This window comes from Vibrio sp. V43_P6S15P86, assembly GCF_009904725.1.
Lineage (GTDB): Bacteria > Pseudomonadota > Gammaproteobacteria > Enterobacterales > Vibrionaceae > Vibrio > Vibrio diabolicus.
Genome location: NZ_WXWT01000292.1, coordinates 1 through 4,728, shown reverse-complemented (window position 1 = coordinate 4,728; position 4,728 = coordinate 1). Strand labels below are relative to the sequence as shown.

The following is a 4,728-nucleotide window of genomic DNA, read 5'->3' as shown; positions in this document are numbered from 1 at the left end:
CTGTTATAACTATGCTTAATGAAGTCGCTTAATTGACTCCGAAGAGGCGTTAACTACAAAGGCAGAAATCGCATGCCGTTAACCCCGAACCTGAGGCCAACCAGAGGAGAGCACTGACTTATGCAAGAAGTACCGTCAAACACTTCGTCAACCCTGGCCAGTGCAATAGAAAAGCTTGCCAAGCACATTGAGAAATGGGCAAATGGCGCGAACCAATATGACACAGAAATTCCAGGATTAAGGTTCAGTCGCTGGGCAACCCCAACACCACCGACAAGCTACACCCACAACCCAAGTATTTGCTTAATTGCTCAAGGGAGGAAGCGCGTGTTGTTGGGTGAAGATAGCTTTGTTTACGATGCGAACCACTTTTTGATCTCCTCTGTCGACTTGCCGATTATCGCCAATATCATTGAAGCCAGTGAAGATAAACCTTATTTAGGGGTGATTATGGAGCTGGATCTAACTGAAATATCTCAACTTATTGTCGATAGTGAACTGACGTTTAATCAAAGCAAAGAAGCGCAAAAAGGCATAGCGGTTGGAGAATTATCGGAGCCATTACTTGACGCCTTTCTGCGTTTAATAGAGCTGCTGGATGAAGGACAAAGCATCAAAATTTTAGCGCCGATCATTAAACGAGAGATTTTTTATCGACTGTTAATCACCGAACAGGGCGCTCGTCTTAATCAAATCGTGACTGCAGGAAGTCACAGCCATCAAATCGCGAAGGCCATTGATTGGTTGAAGAATAATTTCGTAAAGCCGTTAAGTGTCAGTGAGTTAGCCGCCTACAGTGGCATGAGTAAATCGGCGTTTTATACCCACTTTCGTTCTATGACCTCTATGACGCCACTGCAATTTCAAAAGAAATTAAGACTCAGCGAAGCTCGGCGTTTAATGCTGACAGAAAACCTCGATGCCATGGCGACCACGTTTAAAGTGGGTTACGAAAGCCCTTCTCAATTTAGCCGTGAATACAGCCGTTTATTTGGTGCACCACCATCCAAAGACATCAAGTCTTTGCGCGAGAGTATGGGTTAAGCTCGGAATATCCTAGGAAGAAGCTAGAAAGTGAAACCGTCAGCCTCGTACTGCCTCGAGGCTAACGGTTTTATTATTTTGGAGAGAATGAACGTCACCTGCATTTGCAAGCAAAACTGCGCAATATTGTTTATAACACCGCTTGTCGACTAGGCAAAAATACCTCACCCAACATACAGCGAACCGAGCCACCACCAATAGATTCTATGGTAGAAACATCGAATGGCAGCAATTTACCGTGCGTCGAAAGTTGATTTCTTTGTGCTGGAGAGAAAGCATCGTATGCCGATTGCGACATCGCAATGACTTTGTCTCCATTGATGGTTTCCAACTGAAGAATGTTGCCGCAGAAGTGGTTCATTTGCTCAATCGAAATAGAGATCACTTGTTTATCTTTAGCGAGAGATTTCATCACAAAACGACGCTCAAATTCTGGGATCACTTCGTCACAAATCACGCAGAACTGCTCACCCACAGCCATCATCACGTTGGTATGGTAAATAGGCGCACCAGATGGCAAACGAGTTTGGAAAGAGATCACTCGTTCATAACCAATACGATCGGCGTAATCTTCTAAAACCAGACGATCACAACGTTGTGAGAGTGCGGCATAGACCGTTTTATTTAAGTGGTCAAAGACCATCACACCCGTGCTTTCTAAATACGCTTGCTCATCAAGATATTCAGTTAGGCTGCTACGTCGATGAACTTCTCGCCCAGCTTGCGCTAGTGCCGCCACAAGCGCATCGGGACGCACTTCTTTTTGACGGTTTTCACAGGCCATTGGAAAGGTGTACAACGTGCCATCTGGCGTAGTGCTAAACCAGTTGTTTGGAAATACCGCGTCTGGCGTCGAAACATCTGAAGCTGGATAATCAAACTCAACAACTTGAACGCCCTCTTGACGCAGCGTAGCTACCATACTCGCGAACTCGGCCATCACTCTACGCGAGACTTCTTCTTGGCTGAGTGACACTTTATGTTGGAACTCATTATCTTGTGCGGTTTCTTCATTAAAACGAAACTCTTTCGGTGGCACCATCACTACGCAGTTTGCGGTTTGGCGCTGAGCACTTTGCGTGCTTTCTTCTTTCCCATTAGCAAATTGGGTCACTGATTCGTGTAATAGCATCCAATACATTCCTTATCACTAGAATGAGGAGATTGTAAATTTATTGTTAACTTCAGTTTTGCTGTTTTCACAATTAATTTAATTATCTAGAAGTAATTTTCACTGAACTTAGCTTATTTCTCCCGAAATTTTATTGTCACTATGCAGATTTAAGGTTTTATGGCATCGCGATAAACATGCGAAGAATTCATCATAAGAATCAGAACCATAGACAACCACACCCATAACCAACTAGTTACATTTAAAACACAATCGGTTAGACTATTTTTTCGCCCCTCTCGTCAATCCGTCTGCTTTCTCGAGGAGCAGCCAAAAACTCTTATACACGCGGCTTCGTCCAAAGCTGCGTGAATCGATGGATTTAGCCACCCCAAATGGCACTGTTTTAACTTTAGGATGAGTTATGTTTAAACGATTTGAAGGCTTTACAGAGCCGTTCCCCAAATCCACACCAGATCAGCCTCCTTCAGGGATGCTCGCTTTTTTACGTTATTACACCCGCGGCTACGAAAAGCCTTTGATCATCATGTCTTTGATGGCCACGATTGTTGCTGTCGTTGAAGTTATGTTGTTTGGCGCGATGGGACAATTGGTTGATTGGTTGTCCACCAGCAATCCAGAAACGTTCTTGCAAGACAATAAAGCAGATTTAATTTTCTACGGAACCTTATTGTTGGTTGTCATGCCCATTCTGGTGATCGTGTATTCGTTGCTCGTTCACCAAACATTATTGGGCAACTATCCAATGTCTATCCGCTGGCTTGCACACCGGTATTTGCTCAATCAAAGCTTAAACTTCTATCAAGATGATTTTGCAGGCCGAGTTGCAACTAAAGTCATGCAAACCTCATTAGCTGTGCGCGAAACCGTCATGAAAGCTATGGATGTATTTGTTTATGTTACGGTTTACTTCACCAGCATGATCATTATGTTAGCGACGGCAGACTGGCGTTTGATGATCCCAATGATTGTCTGGCTGCTCGCTTACATCGCTATCCAAATCTATTTCGTTCCTAAGCTCAAAGACGTCGCTTCAGCGCAGGCCGATGCTCGTTCGACAATGACAGGACGCATCGTCGACAGCTATACCAATATTCAGACGGTCAAACTGTTTTCTCATAGCCAGCGCGAAACCCAATATGCTGAGCAAGGCATGAAGGGATTTTTGAATACGGTCTATCGTCAAATGCGCCTAGTGACCGGCTTCGACGTTGCTGTAGAGATCTCAAACTATATTTTGGTGTTTTCCGTTGCTGCTTTATCGATTTACCTGTGGTTGGATAGTGCCATCAGCGTTGGCGCGATTGCGATTGCTGTTAGCCTTGCATTACGCGTAAATGGTATGTCGATGTGGATCATGTGGGAAGTTGGCGCCCTCTTTGAAAATATGGGAACCGTAGTCGATGGAATGAAAACGCTCTCTAAGCCTATTGATATTAAAGATAAACCAGGCGCAAAAGACTTAGTAGTCACTGAAGGTGGCATTCACTTTGATAACGTCAGCTTCCATTACGGTGAGAACAAAGGCGTGATTAGCCACCTCGATCTCAACATCAAACCAGGAGAGAAAGTCGGCTTGGTTGGGCGCTCCGGCGCCGGAAAATCAACTCTGGTGAACTTGTTACTTCGTTTCCACGATGTCGAAGACGGCAGCATTAAGATCGATGGACAGAACATCTCTGAAGTCACACAAGACTCTTTGCGTTCAAAGATCGGTATGGTGACCCAAGATACTTCTCTGCTGCACCGCTCTATTCGCGACAATATTTTGTATGGCAACCCAGATGCGACAGAAGAAGATTTGTTGAAAGCCACCAAGCAAGCGCATGCCCATGAGTTTATTGAAACTCTGACCGACCCATTTGGTAATGTCGGGTACGATGCGCAAGTTGGTGAACGTGGTGTGAAACTGTCTGGTGGCCAGCGTCAGCGTATCGCGATTTCTCGTGTGCTACTCAAAGATGCACCATTACTGGTACTGGATGAAGCTACATCAGCTCTGGATTCAGAAGTCGAAGCAGCCATTCAGGAAAGCTTGAATGAGTTAATGCAAGGAAAAACCGTTATTGCGATTGCGCACCGATTGTCGACCATCGCACAAATGGATCGCCTCATCGTGCTAGATAAAGGCAGTATTGTTGAACAAGGTTCTCACCAAGAGCTCATCGCGAACAACGGTATTTATGCCCAGCTTTGGGCCCATCAAACTGGCGGATTTATCGCTGAAGAGTTAGAAAATCAACACGTTTCTTAATTAGCGAGAAACCCAATAAAAACGGCGCATGAAGCGCCGTTTTTCATTTTTATTGATAATCCTATACTCATATAGCCATTACAGTTTCTCATATATGAAACATCCTCCATGATAAAGCTCACATTTTTTCTGCTAATATACCGCCTCGTTGCGTATCCATTGCAATGAACACAATACAGAGTTTTGAGCCGTCTTCATTTGTCATTTCACTTTTTGAGAAACAGCTATACTCAATAGATGGCTTAGTTATTAGATTAACAATAAGGTAATTAGCTTATGTGTAAATGTGGTTCAATGC

The 4,728-nt window shown here is 44.2% G+C and carries 3 protein-coding genes; 2 read left to right on the top strand and 1 reads right to left on the bottom strand.

Going from position 1 to position 4,728, the window contains the following annotated elements; genetic code table 11:
- The first annotated feature begins 120 nt into the window (after positions 1-120).
- On the top strand, positions 121-1,044 hold the full coding sequence (locus CAG69_RS13025; protein ID WP_005392187.1) for an AraC family transcriptional regulator: 924 nt from the start codon (positions 121-123) through the stop codon (positions 1,042-1,044).
- 130 nt (positions 1,045-1,174) lie between these two features.
- Here the strand turns inward: CAG69_RS13025 and CAG69_RS13020 are convergent, their stop codons facing one another.
- Complete coding sequence (locus CAG69_RS13020) at positions 1,175-2,176, bottom strand: arginine deiminase-related protein (protein ID WP_161444554.1); 1,002 nt, start codon at positions 2,174-2,176, stop codon at positions 1,175-1,177.
- A 403-nt stretch (positions 2,177-2,579) separates the two neighbouring features.
- On the opposite strand from CAG69_RS13020, the gene CAG69_RS13015 reads away from it, so the two are divergent.
- A complete protein-coding gene (locus CAG69_RS13015; RefSeq protein ID WP_005392176.1) occupies positions 2,580-4,430 on the top strand; it encodes an ABC transporter ATP-binding protein in 1,851 nt (616 codons plus the stop codon).
- Positions 4,431-4,728 lie beyond the last annotated feature (298 nt).